Below are 15,242 nucleotides of genomic sequence, written 5' to 3'. Positions count from 1 at the left end.
ACGCGGGGGGACGAGGCAGCGCGTGCCGACTTGCTGGATGTCACGCCATGCACTGTAGCGGCAGCGTTCGGCGTGAACCACCGACATGCCGACTGACCTGCTTATTTAAGCAATTCTCAGGTGGGCCAGCCGAACACGCGTCCCGCCGGGCCGGTGTGCGACAGTAGCGGGATGCTCTGGGTGCTGCTCCGACGGCACGTGCAGCCGTACCGGAAGCCGCTCTCGGTGGTGGCAGCACTCCAGGTCATCAGCACTCTCGCGACGCTCTACCTTCCGACGGTCAACGCCGCGATCATCGACGACGGCGTCGCGCGGGGCGACCTGCGGCGGATCGTCGAGCTGGGTGCGGTGATGCTCGCCGTGACCGCACTGCAGGTGGTGTGCGCCGTCGGTGCGGTCTACTTCGGATCCCGGGCCAGCATGGGTGTCGGCCGGGACCTGCGCTCGGTGATCTTTCACCACGTCACAGGGTTCTCCGCCGAGGAGACCGCACGCTTCGGCGCGCCGTCGCTGCTGACCCGGACCACCAACGACGTCCAGCAGATCCAGTTGCTCGTGCAGCTGACCTGCACGATGCTGATCACCGCGCCGATCATGTGTGTGGGCGGCATCTTCATGGCCATCCACCAGGACGCCGGTCTGTCGTGGCTGCTGGTGGTCAGCGTGCCGCTGCTGGCCATCGCCAACTACTGGATCGTCTCGCATCTGCTGCCGATCTTCCGACGCCTGCAGCACCAGATCGACGCCATCAACCGGGTGATGCGTGAGCAGCTCACCGGACTACGGGTGGTCCGGGCGTTCGCGCGGGAGTCGTTCGAACGCAAGCGATTCGCCGAGACCAACCGCGCGCTGGCCGACACCGCGCTGGAAGCCGGGCGATGGCAGGCGCTGATGCTGCCGGTGACCACCCTGGTGATCAACGTGTCCAGCGTGGCGTTGATCTGGTTCGGTGGGATGCGCATCGACGCCGGCGAGATGCAGGTGGGATCGCTGATCGCCTTCCTGTCCTACTTCATGCAGATCCTGATGGCGGTGCTGATGGCGACGTTCATCCTGGTGATCATCCCGCGGGCGTCGGTCTGCGCGGAGCGGATCACCGAGGTGCTGTCGACGCAGCCGGCGATCAGCAGCTCGCCGCAGGCACTGAGCCCGGCAACGCTGACCGGCGAGGTGCGGTTGGACGGGGCCACCTTCAGCTATCCGGGCGCGGACCGTCCGGTGCTGCAGGAGGTCTCGCTGACCGCGCGACCCGGCTCCACCACCGCCATCGTCGGCTCGACGGGGTCGGGCAAGTCGACGCTGCTGTCGCTGATCTGCCGCATGTACGACGTGACGGACGGCTCGGTCAGTGTGGACGGGATCGAGGTGCGGGAACTCGACGTCGAGCGCCTCTGGTCGATCATCGGCCTGGTCCCGCAGCGCGGGTACCTGTTCTCGGGCACGGTGGCCGACAACCTGCGCTACGGCAAAGGGGACGCAACGGACGAGGAGATGTGGTCCGCGCTACGGATCGCTGCGGCCGACGACTTCGTCGAAGCCCACCCCGACGGCCTGCAGATGCGGGTGTCACAGGCGGGCATGAACTTCTCCGGCGGACAACGCCAGCGGTTGGCGATCGCCCGCGCCGTCATCCGCCGGCCCGCGATCTATCTGTTCGACGACGCGTTCTCCGCGCTCGACGTGCACACCGATGCCCGCGTCCGCGCCGGCCTTCGCGGGATCTCCTCGCAGTCGACGGTGATGATTGTCTCGCAGCGCATCTCGACCGTCGCAGGCGCCGACCAGATCGTCGTGATCGACGACGGCCGAGTGGTGGGCACCGGAACCCACGAGCACCTCCTGCAGACCTGTGACGCCTACCAGGAGTTCGCGGAGTCCCAATCGGTGAAGGCCGGCGAGGCATGACCGGGCCGATGGGGCGTGCCATGCGCGGGACGGAACCGCCCGAGGTGCGGTCGCGCGACTTCAAGGGCACGGCGCTCCGGCTTCTCGCTCGTCTCACCCCGCAGCGGGGCATGACCGTCGCGGTGATGCTGCTCGGGGTCGGCGGCATCACGATCGGGGTGATAGGACCACGAATTCTCGGTCACGCCACGGATCTGCTGTTCAACGGCGTCATCGGCCGCCAGTTGCCCGACGGCCTGACCAAGGAGCAGGCGGTCGAGGCGGCGCGCGCCCGCGGCGACGACAGTTTCGCCGACCTGCTGTCCGGGATGAACGTGGTGCCCGGGCAGGGAGTCGACTTCGGCGGCGTGGCACGGACGCTGGCGCTGGCGCTGGCCCTGTATCTGGTTGCCGCGCTGTTGGTCTGGATGCAGGCGCGGCTGCTCAACGTCGTCGTCCAGCGAACGATGGTCGCGCTGCGGTCCGATGTCGAGGACAAGGTGCACCGGCTTCCGCTGCGGTACTTCGACTCGCGCCAGCGCGGCGAGGTACTCAGCCGGCTGACCAACGACGTCGACAACGTGCAGACGTCCCTGTCCATGTCGATCACCCAGTTGCTGACCTCGGTGCTGACCGTGTTCGCGGTGCTGGTGATGATGTTGACGATCTCCCCGCTGCTGACGCTGCTCACCGTGGTGACGGTGCCGTTGTCGCTGTGGGTCACCCGCTCGATCGCACGCAGATCGGCCAAACTGTTCGTCGCGCAGTGGCGTGACACCGGAAGGCTCAACGCCCACATCGAGGAGACCTACAGCGGCTTCACCGTCGTCAAGACCTTCGGACACCGGGCCCATGCCGAGGAACAGTTCCGCGAGCTCAACGACGACGTCTACCGTGCCAGCTTCGGCGCCCAGTTCCTGTCGGGGTTGGTGTCACCGGCGACGATCTTCGTCGGCAACCTGAGCTACGTGGCGGTGGCCGTGGTGGGCGGTCTGCAGGTCGCCACCGGCCAGATCACGCTCGGCAGCATCCAGGCGTTCATCCAGTACGTGCGGCAGTTCAACCAGCCGCTGACTCAGATCGCCGGCATGTACAACACTCTGCAGTCCGGCATCGCGAGCGCCGAACGGGTCTTCGATCTGCTCGACGCCGAGGAGGAGCCGCCCGATCCGTCGGAGGCACTACCCGACCCCGATCATCAGCGTCGTGGCCGGGTGGAGTTCGACCACGTGTGGTTCGGCTACCTGCCCGACACCCCGGTCATCGAGGATCTGTCACTGGTCGCCGAGCCGGGCACGACCGTGGCCATCGTCGGCCCGACCGGTGCGGGCAAGACGACGCTGGTGAATCTGCTGATGCGGTTCTACGACGTCGAGGCGGGACGGATCCTGCTCGACGGTGTGGACATCGCCTCGGTGAGCCGTGGTTCACTGCGATCGCGCATCGGGATGGTGCTGCAGGACACCTGGCTGTTCGCCGGCACGGTGTACGACAACATCGCCTACGGCCGGCCCGATGCCACCGAGGAGGAAGTGCTCGAGGCTGCCACGGCGGCCTATGTGGACCGCTTCGTGCACACGCTGCCCGACGGGTATCAGACCCGGATCAACGACGGCGGTACCAACATCAGCGCGGGTGAGAAGCAACTCATCACGATCGCGCGCGCGGTGCTGGCCCGACCTCAGCTGCTGATCCTCGACGAAGCGACGAGTTCGGTGGACACCCGCACCGAGGTCCTGATCCAGCACGCGATGAGCCGACTGCGTCGCGACCGCACCAGTTTCATCATCGCGCACCGGCTTTCGACGATCCGCGATGCCGACCTGATCCTCGTCCTGGAGGCAGGCAGGATCGTCGAACGCGGCAGTCACGCCGAACTGCTCGCCCGCCGCGGCGAATACTGGACCATGACGCAGGCGTGAGTCCATAAGCGTTGTGCTCAATGACGATCGGCGGATCTCGCCGACGGTGTCGGGCAGGATGGCGTCATGAGCCCCGAGTCGGACCCGAGGACGGTTCACACGTTCTGCAGGTACTGCCTGGCCTCGTGCGGTGTCGACGTGACGGTGCAGAACAACCGGGTGGTGAAGATCTCCGCCGACAAGCAGAACCCGCACACCTGGCACGACTTCTGCGCCAAGGGTCGCACCGCCGGTCGACTCGTCGAGCATCCGAGGCGGATCCTCAATCCGATGCGCCGGGTGGGCGAGTCCTACGTCGAAGCGACGTGGGAGGAGGCGATCGCCGACATCGCGGCCCGGATGAACGCCGTCATCGACGCCGACTGCCCGGACGCTGTCGGCGTGTACTACGGAAATCCGTCCGGCTTCTCGTCGTCCAACATCATCTTCATGAACGGCTGGCTGGACGCGATCGGCACCCACAGTCGGTACTTCGTCGGCTCGATCGACCAGAACGCGATGCACGTGGTGGCGGCGGCCATGTACGGGTCGATTCTGATGGCACCGGTCTCCGATATCGACAACTGCGACTACTTCCTGCTCATCGGCACCAACCCCGCAGTCAGCGCGTGGAACTGGCTGGAGACTGTGCCCGGTGGGTGGCGACGCGCACTGGCTCGCCAGGGGCAGGGCGCCACGATCGTCGTCGTCGACCCACTGCTCACCGAATCCGCAGAGAAGGCCGACCGTCACCTGGCGGTGCGGCCGGGCCAGGACTGGGCCCTGCTGCTCGCGATGGTCAAGGTGATCCTCGACGAGGGCCTCGAGCACCGGCAGGACTGCGCCGAACTCGCCACCGGCGTGGCGGAGCTGCGGACCCTCGTCGCCGACGCCGACATCAACGACCTTGCGCGGCGGTGCGACCTCGACAGCGCTCAGATCGTCGACGTGGCAAGGGAGTTCGCATCTGCCGAACGCGCGATGGTAGTGACCCGCACGGGAGTGTCGATGCACCTGACCGGCACCGTCGCGGAATGGCTCGGCCACGTGCTCAATGTGATCACCGGACGGATGGACCGCCCCGGTGGCCGACGGTACGAGCCCGGTTACGTCGACGCGATCCGGATGTCCGGCATGGTCAAGACGAGCCCGCACCGCAACCGACTGTCGGGTCGCGAGATGGTGGCCGGAGCCCACGCGCTGTCCGAACTCCCCGACGAGATCACCACACCCGGACCAGGCCAGATCCGGGCGATGCTGATCAACTGTGGCAATCCCGTGGTGTCCGGACCCGATGGGGCCAGGCTCGACGAGGCGCTGTCGCAACTGGACCTGCTGGTGGTGATCGACTTCGTGCAACGCGAAAGCCATCGCCACGCGCACTGGTTGCTGCCCGCGGTGCACTGGCTCGAACGCGATGATCTGCTGGCGTTCACCAGCAACATGCACGACGAGCCCTATCTGCAGTACGGCGCCAAAGCCGTCGAGCCACCCCCGGGCGCACGCCAGGAGTGGCGGATCTTCGTCGACCTCGCGATCGCGATGGGCAAACCGCTGTTCCGCGCCAAGGGTTTCAACAGCTTCATCACCGCCACCCGTCGGGCCGCCGCTCTGACGGGCACACCGCGACTGGAGTTCACTCCGCACTGGATCGACCGCCTTGTGCTCGCCACCGGCCGGAAGTTCAACGGCCGCAGGATCAGATGGCGCGATGTGCTCGCGCATCCGCACGGCTGGGTGCTGGGCCCGCGGGAATTCGGGCACTTCAAGGAAGCGCTGCGCACGCCCGACAAGAAGGTACACGTGGCGCCGCCCGAATTCGTCGCGCGGACAACCGAACTCCTGGCCGAACCTCCTGTCGAGGCCCCCGCAGGCTATCCGTTCCAGCTGGCCAACCGGCGGCACCGGCACTCGATGAACTCCTGGCTCAACGAGATACCCGGGCTGCACCCGGCGGGCAAGGGCACCGAGGTGCTCATCCACCCCGAGGACGCCGCCGCGCTGGGCATCAGCAACGGCGATCGGGTTTCGGTGTTCTCGGCGGTGGGCGCGATCGACCTCGATGCCGCGCTGAGCGAGCGACCCCGGCCCGGCGTGGTGATCATCGACCATGGCTGGGGCTCAAGAGTTTTCGACCCACGCGGCGGCGCGGCCCCCGAGTCGTTCGGGGTCAACCGCAACCTGCTGGTCGACGGCGGGCCGGTGGACCCACTGTCGCAGACCTCGGCGCTGAACTCGTCCTACGTCGGCGTCCGACGCGTGGGCTGACAACCACCCCGCAGTCAGACCTGCGGGCCCTCGGCCCTCAGGTCGTCGACGTTGCGCATGGCGTCCCGAAGCTTGCCGAGCCACTCGTCTGTGTGCTCGCCGACCAGCCGGACCGACCACGCCAGCGCATCGGAGCGCGACCGCGCCACGCCCGCATCGACCAGCGTGTCGAGGACCTGGCGCTCCGGCTGCCGCAGCCGGGTCATCACCGGTACCGCGATGTGGGTGAACAGAATTCGCTCGGGCGGAGAGTCGGAATCGATCGCTGGAATTTCTACGCCCCAGGCGACCTTGCGGTCGTAGCGCGCCTCGGCCTCGTCGGCAATGCGCATCCGGTCGGCGCGGGTCTGCTCCCGGAACCGCGCCGCCCGACCCGATGCGCGAGCGTCGCTCTCGGCGCTCTCGGGTTCGGGCAGTCGGCCGATCACGGTGATCTCCTCCCGGTCGACGACGACCTCGGGGTCACCGGCGAACCAGCCTTCGGGCAGCCGGCCGGCGAACCAGTCGGCGGCATCTGTGGCATCGGGTTGGTCGGCTTGCTGCCAGCCGCCGGAGCGGCCCGACCTACGGCTGTGCGGATGGTGTCTCATGATTACATGATTACACCGTTGCAGCGCTGGTGGGCATGCGTTCACCGCCGGCGAAACTGTTCGAGTGGCGAACCGTCAGCGGCGCTTGAGCAGCACTGCCGCGCCGGCGCCCAGAACCCCGGCGACCAGCAACACGAACGCCCAGCCCGCGCCGAACAACCACCAGACCACGCCGAGCGCAACGACGGCGGGCGACAGCACGGACAGCACCATGCCGGGATGCTGTTTGATGACCGCGACGGCGCCCTGCGCGCGCTGGCGATCCATTTCCTTTGCCATCTCCCAAGGATGCCAGCCCGCGGGCGCTGGGCGGCATAGTGTGTGAATCCGGTGCAAGTCGAAGGAGGCAGCGATGACAGGACCTGGACAAGGCAGTTGGCAGCCCGACCCCGAGGGTCGTTACGAGTACCGGTGGTTCGACGGACAGCAGTGGACCGATCAGGTCTCTGTCCAAGGTCAGGTGAGTAGGGCCCCGCTGGGCGGCGCGCCCCAGACGGAATCGGCGACAGACCCGGGCAGATACGGCCAGCACCAGGCCCAGCACCAGGGCGGCCAGGCGCAGCCCGTGCTCGGCGGAGCCGACGGATTCGCCGGCATCAGCGGTGACCTGGTCGACGGCCGGTTCAGCGAGAAGGAATCCAAGGCGATCGCCAACCAGAACTCGAGGCTGCTCCGGGTCCGGCTGGGCGAGCCGTTCATGGCCAGGCAGGGATCGATGGTGGCCTACCAGGGCAACGTGGATTTCGCCTTCGAGGGCGGCGGGGCGTCGAAGTTCATCAAGAAGGCCCTCACCGGTGAGGGACTGCCCTTGATGCGCTGCTCCGGCCAGGGCGACGTCTTCCTCGCCGAGCGGTCCTACCACGTGCACCTGCTGAATCTGACGAACACGGGCCTGTCGATCAGCGGAAAGAACGTCCTGGCCTTCTCCACGAGCCTCGACTGGAACATCGAGAGGGTCAAGGGCGGCAGCATCGCGACGGGCGGACTGTTCAACACCACGCTGCGCGGCAGCGGTTGGGTCGCGCTGACCACCGACGGCCCACCCGTCGTGCTCAACGCGGCCGAGGCCCCGACGTTCGCCGACACCCAGGCGGTGGTGGCGTGGTCGGCGAACCTGCAGACGCAGCTGAAAACGAGCTTCAAGGCAGGCGCCCTCATCGGCCGCGGCTCCGGCGAGGCCGTGCAGGTGTCGTTCTACGGCAACGGATTTGTCATCGTGCAGCCCTCGGAGGGGTTCCAGATCACGGCGGCGCAGTAGTAGGTCACAGCTCGAGCAGCACGGTCACCGGCCCGTCGTTGACGAGCTCGACCTGCATGTCCGCACCGAACACCCCGGTCTGCACCGGGGCGCCCAGCACCGTCAGCGCGTCGACGAACTCACCGACCAACGGTTCGGCGACCGCCCCCGGCGCCGCGGCGTTCCACGTCGGGCGACGGCCCTTCGCGGTGTTGCCGTAGAGCGTGAACTGACTGACCACCAGGATCGGCGCGCCGACATCGCTCGCGGATTTCTCGTCGTCGAGAATCCTGAGCTGCCACACCTTTTCGGCCAGCCGTCGCGCCTTGTCGACGGTGTCGTCGTGGGTGACACCAACGAGTGCGACAAGCCCCTGTCCCTGCGGGCGAATCTCGCCGACGGTCTCGGTTCCGAGACCGCCGGCGACCGTCACGCGAGCGAACGTCACCCGCTGCACCAGGATTCGCACGATCTACAGCGTGCCGAGGATCTGCTTCATCACGACGATCTCGCGCTGCTGGGTGTCGACGATGTCGTTGGCCAGCTGTCGCGCAGCCTCGGACTGCCCGCCGTCGATCTCGGTCTGAGCCATCCGCACCGCGCCCTCGTGATGGGCGATCATTCCGTCGAGGAAGAGCCGGCTCGCCTCGGCGCCCTGCGCCTGTCGGAGCTGCTCGAGTTGCTGTTCGGTCATCATGCCCATCTCTTCGTGGGCCGACATGTCTCCCGACATCTCGCCGGACATGTCGTGACCTTCGTGACCTGAGGGTGCCGAGTCCGTTCCCCACTGTGCGAGCCAGCCCCGCATGGTCTCGATCTCGGGATTCTGCGCCGCCTTGATCTGTTCGGCCAGCTCGCTGACGCGTGGGTCGATCCCGTCCTTGGCCAGCACGATGTCGCTCATCACGATCGCCTGCTCATGGTGGGGAATCATGTCCCGGGCGAACGTCGCATCCACGTCGTTGTGCGAACTGGCCGCCTGCGATGTCGACTCCTGGTCCTGCGTACTCTGCTCGCCCTCGGCTTCTGTCGCGGTGCTGCTGCACCCCGACATCAGCAACACGAGGGTGGCTCCCACGGCACCCGCTCCGGCCAGCACACTGTGTCTGCGCATCAGTCCATGCTCCTTTCACATCACTTGAATACCCTAGGGGGGTATGGTACACATGGGTCACGCGGCCGCCACGAACCACCCCGGGGAAGGAACTCCATGAGCAGCACGACCATCACCGTCGCCGGCATGAGCTGCGGCGGGTGCGCCTCGTCGGTGCGCGCCGAACTCTCCGCAATCCCCGGCGTCGTCGACGTCACCATCGACGTCTCCAACGGTACGGTGACGATCGACAGCGACGCGCCCGTCGAGGCCACGGCCGTGCGGACAGCAGTGGAAGAAGCCGGCTACCAGCTGGCAGGCTGACGCAGACCCCCATGACCGTCGTCGCCAGGATCGCCGCATTCGCCGCCGCGCTCGTCGCGGTGTTCGCCATCGCGGTCTGGGTCGGCGGAACCTTCGGCCCCAATCCCGACATCTCGGTGCCGCACCCGACCGTGACGAGCGAACAGCAGCCCTCCCACGACGGACACCTCCGATGAACACCGTCGAACTCTCGATCGGCGGGATGACGTGCGCGTCGTGCGCCGCACGCGTGGAGAAGAAGCTCAACAAACTCGACACCGTGACCGCCACCGTCAACTTCGCGACCGAAAAGGCCCGCGTGCGTTTCGGTGACGACGTCACCCCCGAACAACTCGTCGCCACCGTCGAGGCCACCGGCTACCAGGCCCGACTGCCCGAGCCCTCCCCCGGCGCCGAAGACCGGCCCTCCACCGATCCGACTGCGGCGCTTCGCCAACGGCTCCTGATCTGCCTTGCCCTGTCGATCCCGGTGATCCTGATGGCGATGGCCCCCGCCCTGCAGTTCACGAACTGGCAGTGGCTGTCCCTGACGCTCGCCGCGCCCGTCGTGGTGTGGGGCGCCTGGCCGTTCCACCGGGCGGCGTGGGCGAACCTGCGGCACGGCACCGCGACGATGGACACGCTGATCTCGGTGGGAACCCTCGCCGCACTGGGCTGGTCGGTTTTTGCGCTGTTCTGGGGCACCGCAGGCACACCGGGGATGACACACCCGTTCGAGCTGACGATCGCCCGCACCGACGGCACCGGCAACATCTATCTCGAAGCGGCCGCCGGGGTGACCACCTTCATCCTGGCGGGCCGGTACTTCGAAGCACGCGCCAAGCGGCAAGCCGGCACCGCCCTGCGCGCGCTGCTGGAGATGGGCGCCAAGGAGGTCTCGGTTCGCCGGGACGGTGCGGAGCGGCGCATCCCCGTCGAGCAACTGCAGATCGAGGACGAGTTCGTGGTCCGCCCCGGCGAGAAGATCGCCGCGGACGGCATTGTCGTCGAAGGCAGTTCGGCGGTGGATGCGTCGATGCTCACCGGTGAGTCGGTGCCGGTGGAGGTCGCACCCGGCGATCCCGTGGTGGGCGCGACGGTGAACATCGACGGCCGACTGGTGGTGCGGGCCGGCCGTGTCGGCGCCGACACCCAGTTGGCGCAGATGGCCCGGATGGTCGAGGACGCGCAGAACGGCAAAGCTCAGGCGCAGCGGCTGGCGGACCGGATCTCCGCGGTGTTCGTCCCGGTCGTGATCGCATTGTCAGTGGCCACGTTGGGATTCTGGCTCGGCACTGGGGTTTCGGTCGCCGCGGCGTTCACAGCGGCGGTAGCGGTGCTGATCATCGCGTGCCCCTGCGCTCTGGGATTGGCCACCCCGACAGCGCTGATGGTCGGGACCGGCCGAGGCGCGCAGTTGGGCATCCTGATCAAGGGACCCGAGGTGCTGGAGTCCACCCGGCGGGTGGACACGGTGATCGTCGACAAGACCGGCACCGTGACGACAGGGACGATGACGCTGTTCGACGTGTTCGCAGTCGATGACGAGCAACCCGACGAGGTGCTCAGAATCGCCGGCGCAGTGGAGAGTCCGTCGGAGCACCCCATCGCCCGGGCGATCACCGCCGGCGCCCGCGACAAACTCGGGGAACTCCCTGCCGTCGATGCTTTCGCCAACCTCAGGGGCCTTGGCGTGGAGGGTACGGTCGACGGTCACCCCGTGCTGCTGGGTCGGCTTCAACTGCTGGCCGATCGTTCGTACACGATTCCCGAGGGGCTGGCCGACGTCACGGAGCGCGCCGAACTCGAGGGTCGGACGGTGGTCGCCGTGGGCTGGAACGGCCGGGCCCGCGGGCTGCTGATGGTGGCCGATTCGGTGAAACCCACTTCCGCCGAAGCTGTTTCGCTGCTCAAACGACTCGGGCTGACACCCATCATGGTCACCGGTGACAACGCAGCGGTCGCTCGCGCCGTGGCCGCGCAGGTCGGCATCAACGAGGTGATCGCCGGGGTGCTGCCACAGGACAAGGTCGACACCGTCACACGTCTGCAGAATGAGGGCAGAGTGGTGGCGATGGTCGGCGACGGCGTCAACGATGCCGCCGCACTGGCGCAGGCCGACCTCGGCCTGGCCATGGGCAGCGGCACCGACGTGGCGATCGAAGCGAGCGATCTGACACTGATCGGTGACGACCTGCGGGCCGTGCCGGACGCTATCCGGTTGTCCCGCAGGACCCTGAGCACGATCAAGGGCAACCTGTTCTGGGCGTTCGGCTACAACGTCGCCGCGTTGCCGCTCGCCGCCGCGGGGCTGCTGAATCCGATGATCGCTGGTGCCGCAATGGCATTCAGCTCGGTGTTCGTCGTCGGCAACAGCCTGCGGCTGCGTGGGTTCACCCCGTCGCGCTGATCACCGTCGTCACTCTGCGCGTCGCGCCCTGAATGCCTTCACATCCGGCTTGATGCCCTTGAGGTGTTTGGCACCGGCGAACGACCACGTGAACCGCTCGTCGTCGCCGATCGCCTCGCGGGTCGCCTCGGCCACGAGCACCGACCCGGGGCGTGCCGCACCGGTCACCCGGGCCGCCAGGTTGACCGGGCTGCCGAACCAATCCCCCTCCCGGCTCACCGCCATGCCGCTCGCGACGCCGACACGCAGCCGCGGGAACCCGTCGTCGCTCTCGGCGGCGTCGACCAGCTGCAGAACCGCGTCGAGTAGCGGGGCCGGGTCCGGGCTGACGAGCATCACCTCGTCGCCGATGGTCTTGATGAATCGCACCGGCCCGACCGCAACGTCGCGGGTGAGGTCGGCCAGCCGCTGCGAGAGCCGCTCGAGGTCCTCGGGTGGAAGCGCTTCACCCAACCCGGTGAAACCGACAAGATCGGCGAACCCGATCGTCACCATCCGCGCGCCGGGCAGATGCTGCCCTTCCGCGCGCTCGGTGGCATTGACGGCTTCCGTCTCGATCGCGTGGCGCAACTGAAGCAGCAGCACCTCTTCGATCATCGGCCCCAGCAGCGGCGCGACGTTGCCGACGAGAACCTCGGACGCCTGCGCGATCTCCAATTCGGTTACGCCCGGCCGCATCACCGCGGCCAGCGCGGCATACCGCATCGCCTCAGCCGCCCGGGCCAGACCGTCGCCGAGGAGCCGGGTGATCTGCACCAGCTCGTCGGCATCGATGCCCGCTGCGAGGAACTCCCGGGTGAACTTCGCCGCCTCGGCGTCGGCACGCAGAAACACCGCGGCGTCCGGATCGTCGACCCTGGGCAGCCCCATGGCCCGCTGAATTCGCTCGAACAGCTCGAGGTCGACGCCGGCTTTGGCCGCTGCCTCGCACGCGGACACGTACACGCCGTCGTCGCCGATGGCGCGCCGGGAGCCCAGCAGCATCGGTGCCGGGGTGGCGCGGATCTGCTCAGCACGGACTCCCCGCTCCAGAAGCCAGTGGATCAACTCGGCCCGCTCTGTCCGTGCCTCACCTTCGAGCCCGTCCAGCAGTCCTGATGTCTCGAGATCGACGTCGTCACGCACCTGCCCACGGTATACGGCGCCCGTCGGTGCGATAGACATGAGCGATGACGCCGCCCACGTTGCAGGGATTCCCGCCGATCATCGCCGCCGGCGCGCGCATCCTGATACTGGGCAACATGCCGGGCGTCGCATCGCTGGACGCGCAGCAGTATTACGCACATCCGCGCAACACGTTCTGGCCGATCGCCGCCGAACTCTTCGGATTCGACCCGGCCGCGCCCTACGACGATCGGGCCACGGCCCTGACGGAAGCCGGCGTCGCCGTGTGGGATGTGCTGAGATCGTGTCGCCGAGTCGGCAGCCTGGACGCGGCGGTGCAACGGGACAGCATGGTGGCCAACAACTTCGGCGATCTGTTCACCACGTATCCGACGATTTCGCGAGTGTGGTTCAACGGCGCGGCCGCGGAGAGGAACTACCGCAGACTCGTTGCTGTCGAACAACCCCTGAGCTACGCGACACTCCCCTCGACCAGCCCTGCCCACACCCTGCGATTCGAGGACAAGCTGGCCGTGTGGCGTGAAGCGCTGAGCGGTTAGGACACCGCCGGGCGTCGATCCCGCCAGGGCCGCGCCGTCTCGATCTGCGCGCTCAGCGACAACAGCGTCGCTTCGTCACACGGCCTGCCCACCAGCTGGATCGACGTCGGAATTCCGTGCGCGTCCACCCCCCACGGCACCACCGCGGCGGGTTGGCCCGTGACATTGAACATCGCCTGGAACGGCACCCGCGCAGAGACCAGCGCCAGCGTGGCGATCGCGCCGCGCCGTTGATAAGCACCCACGCGCGACGGTCCCGCCGCGGAACCGGGCGTGATCACCACGTCGACATCGTCGAAGATCGACAGGATGCGGGCGGTGATGTCGTGTTCGGCGGCGCGCATCGCTGCCAACCTGCGATCGGAGACCATGGCGCCGATGCGGGCGAACGACCGGGTGCGCCGGTCCAGACGCTCGGGATGCGGCAGCATCGCGACATCGTCGCTGACACCGCGGAAGTAGCGGGGCAACGCCTGGGCGTAGACCGCAGACGGTGGATAGTCGGGGTCGCGCTGCACCACGTCGTGGCCGAGGTCTCGGAGCAACGCGCCGGCTCCGACGAGCGCGGCCCGCTGCTCCCGGCCGACACGAGCGGCCAGCGGCGGTGGAACTTTGTCGCTCAACGCAATTCGTAGGCGCCCAGGCGAGCGTCGGGCGGCACCGACGAATCCGCCGTCCGGGCCGGGCAACGTCGTCGTCGCGTCCAGGAACACCGCGGCATCCTCGACCGAGCGTGCCATCGGACCGTTCACACTCAGTCCGCTCCAGGCGTCGTCGTGCGGTGCCAGCGGAACACGATCGCGTTGGGGTTTGATACCGAACAGCCCGCACCACGTCGACGGAATCCGAATCGACCCCATGCCATCGGAACCGACGGCCAGCGCCGCCAGACCCGCTGCCACCGCGGCACCACTGCCGCCACTGCTGCCGCCCGGTGTGAAATCGGTGTTGTACGGGTTTCGGGTGGCTCCGAAGGTGAGGGTCTCGGTGAAGGGCCAGATCATCATCTCCGGCACCGCGGTCTTGCCGAGAATCACCGCGCCCGCGGCGCGAAGGCGGCCGACGACGTCGGCGTCGCTGGTTCGAGCCGGCCCGTGGGCGGCACTTCCGTAGGTGGTCACCTCACCGGCGACGTCGATGTCGTCCTTGATCGCGATCGGCACCCCGAGTAGTGATGACCGTTCCCCGGCATCGAGTCGAGCCTGCGCGGCGGCCGCCTCGTGCCGCGCGCTGTCGGCCAGCACCACCCGGTAGGACCTCAGCACGGGGTCGAGTGCCGCGATCCGGTCGAGGTAGGTCTCGACGAGGGCGGGCGCACTGATCACCCCGTCGGCCAGGAGTCGCGCCTGGGCAGCGGCGCCGGCGAAGGCGAGATCGTCGGGGTTCACGTGGATAGTGTGCGCCGGGATGCGGTGGTCCGTGGTCGATCGATACCCATTAGCGTGACGGCATGACCTGCGTGTTCTGTGCCATCGTCGCCGGGGATGCCCCCGCCATCCGGATCCACGAGGACGACGACTACCTCGCCATCCTCGACATCCGACCGTTCACCAAGGGGCACACGCTGGTCTTCCCGAAGAACCACGTCGTTGATCTGACCGACACTCCCCCGGACACCGTGGCCGGGATGGCGACCCTCGGCCAGCGCATCGCGAGAGCGGCACGGGTCTCCGGTCTGCACGCAGACGGCAACAACATCGCCATCAACGACGGCAAGGCCGCGTTCCAGTCGGTGTTCCACATCCATCTCCATGTGGTGCCGCGACGGACCGGCGACAAGCTGTCCTTCGCCAAGGGCATGTTCGTGCGACGGGACCCCGACCGCGAGCAGTCCGGTCGACTGCTGCGTGAGGCACTGGCGCGGATCGACACCGCAGAGAAGGATTGACGCC

15 protein-coding genes are annotated in these 15,242 nt (G+C 67.8%); 9 read left to right on the top strand and 6 right to left on the bottom strand.

What is annotated here, in order from left to right; translation table 11 throughout:
* Positions 1 to 171: 171 nt before the first annotated feature.
* From ABDC78_RS24930 to ABDC78_RS24920, 3 genes are all read left to right on the top strand, one after another.
* Entirely contained in the window at positions 172 to 1,905 is a 1,734-nt protein-coding gene (locus tag ABDC78_RS24930) for an ABC transporter ATP-binding protein (protein WP_178357914.1), read from the top strand.
* Positions 1,902 to 3,806 carry an ABC transporter ATP-binding protein gene (locus ABDC78_RS24925; protein WP_178357915.1) on the top strand — a complete coding sequence of 635 codons (1,905 nt, stop codon included), beginning with the start codon at positions 1,902 to 1,904 and terminating at the stop codon, positions 3,804 to 3,806. Before ABDC78_RS24930 ends, ABDC78_RS24925 begins: the two co-directional genes overlap by 4 nt.
* A 66-nt stretch (positions 3,807 to 3,872) precedes the next feature.
* Entirely contained in the window at positions 3,873 to 6,053 is a 2,181-nt protein-coding gene (locus tag ABDC78_RS24920) for a molybdopterin-dependent oxidoreductase (RefSeq protein WP_178357916.1), read from the top strand.
* Between the two features lie 14 nt (positions 6,054 to 6,067).
* Here ABDC78_RS24920 and ABDC78_RS24915 read toward each other — a convergent pair whose 3' ends face one another.
* Positions 6,068 to 6,643, bottom strand: coding sequence for a hypothetical protein (locus tag ABDC78_RS24915; RefSeq protein WP_178357917.1), 576 nt, complete (start codon positions 6,641 to 6,643; stop codon positions 6,068 to 6,070).
* Positions 6,644 to 6,718: 75 nt separating this feature from the next.
* Positions 6,719 to 6,922 (bottom strand): hypothetical protein, encoded by a 204-nt coding sequence (locus ABDC78_RS24910; RefSeq protein WP_178357918.1) that lies wholly within the window; start codon positions 6,920 to 6,922, stop codon positions 6,719 to 6,721.
* Between the two features lie 73 nt (positions 6,923 to 6,995).
* On the opposite strand from ABDC78_RS24910, the gene ABDC78_RS24905 reads away from it, so the two are divergent.
* On the top strand, positions 6,996 to 7,901 hold the full coding sequence (locus tag ABDC78_RS24905; protein WP_178357919.1) for an AIM24 family protein: 906 nt from the start codon (positions 6,996 to 6,998) through the stop codon (positions 7,899 to 7,901).
* 4 nt (positions 7,902 to 7,905) lie between these two features.
* Here the strand turns inward: ABDC78_RS24905 and dtd are convergent, their stop codons facing one another.
* Together dtd and ABDC78_RS24895 are read right to left on the bottom strand one after the other, a co-directional pair.
* Entirely contained in the window at positions 7,906 to 8,349 is a 444-nt protein-coding gene (gene dtd / locus ABDC78_RS24900; RefSeq protein WP_178357920.1) for a D-aminoacyl-tRNA deacylase, read from the bottom strand.
* Positions 8,350 to 8,352: 3 nt separating this feature from the next.
* Positions 8,353 to 8,994, bottom strand: coding sequence for a DUF305 domain-containing protein (locus ABDC78_RS24895; RefSeq protein WP_178357921.1), 642 nt, complete (start codon positions 8,992 to 8,994; stop codon positions 8,353 to 8,355).
* A gap of 96 nt (positions 8,995 to 9,090) precedes the next feature.
* On the opposite strand from ABDC78_RS24895, the gene ABDC78_RS24890 reads away from it, so the two are divergent.
* From ABDC78_RS24890 to ABDC78_RS24880, 3 genes are read left to right on the top strand one after another with little or no spacing between them, the layout of a single operon-like run.
* Entirely contained in the window at positions 9,091 to 9,297 is a 207-nt protein-coding gene (locus ABDC78_RS24890; RefSeq protein ID WP_178357922.1) for a heavy metal-associated domain-containing protein, read from the top strand.
* An 11-nt stretch (positions 9,298 to 9,308) separates the two neighbouring features.
* Complete coding sequence (locus ABDC78_RS24885) at positions 9,309 to 9,473, top strand: hypothetical protein (protein ID WP_178357923.1); 165 nt, start codon at positions 9,309 to 9,311, stop codon at positions 9,471 to 9,473.
* Positions 9,470 to 11,686 (top strand): heavy metal translocating P-type ATPase, encoded by a 2,217-nt coding sequence (locus tag ABDC78_RS24880; protein ID WP_178357924.1) that lies wholly within the window; start codon positions 9,470 to 9,472, stop codon positions 11,684 to 11,686. The genes ABDC78_RS24885 and ABDC78_RS24880 overlap by 4 nt, the downstream gene beginning before the upstream one ends.
* A 9-nt stretch (positions 11,687 to 11,695) precedes the next feature.
* On the opposite strand, the gene ABDC78_RS24875 is transcribed toward ABDC78_RS24880, so the two are convergent.
* Positions 11,696 to 12,811, bottom strand: coding sequence for an adenylate/guanylate cyclase domain-containing protein (locus ABDC78_RS24875; RefSeq protein ID WP_347133219.1), 1,116 nt, complete (start codon positions 12,809 to 12,811; stop codon positions 11,696 to 11,698).
* Positions 12,812 to 12,855: 44 nt separating this feature from the next.
* Here ABDC78_RS24875 and ABDC78_RS24870 point away from each other — a divergent pair, with 44 nt between their 5' ends.
* On the top strand, positions 12,856 to 13,350 hold the full coding sequence (locus ABDC78_RS24870; RefSeq protein ID WP_178357926.1) for a DNA-deoxyinosine glycosylase: 495 nt from the start codon (positions 12,856 to 12,858) through the stop codon (positions 13,348 to 13,350).
* Here the strand turns inward: ABDC78_RS24870 and ABDC78_RS24865 are convergent.
* Positions 13,347 to 14,738, bottom strand: coding sequence for an amidase (locus ABDC78_RS24865; protein WP_178357927.1), 1,392 nt, complete (start codon positions 14,736 to 14,738; stop codon positions 13,347 to 13,349). The genes ABDC78_RS24870 and ABDC78_RS24865 overlap by 4 nt on opposite strands.
* A gap of 62 nt (positions 14,739 to 14,800) precedes the next feature.
* On the opposite strand from ABDC78_RS24865, the gene ABDC78_RS24860 reads away from it, so the two are divergent.
* Positions 14,801 to 15,238: an HIT family protein gene (locus ABDC78_RS24860; protein WP_178357928.1), complete on the top strand. Its 438-nt coding sequence runs from the start codon at positions 14,801 to 14,803 to the stop codon at positions 15,236 to 15,238.
* The last annotated feature ends 4 nt before the right edge of the window (positions 15,239 to 15,242 follow it).

The organism is Mycobacterium sp. DL, assembly GCF_039729195.1.
GTDB classification, from domain to species: Bacteria; Actinomycetota; Actinomycetes; order Mycobacteriales; family Mycobacteriaceae; genus Mycobacterium; species Mycobacterium hippocampi_A.
This window is presented reverse-complemented; position numbering and strand designations above follow the sequence as displayed.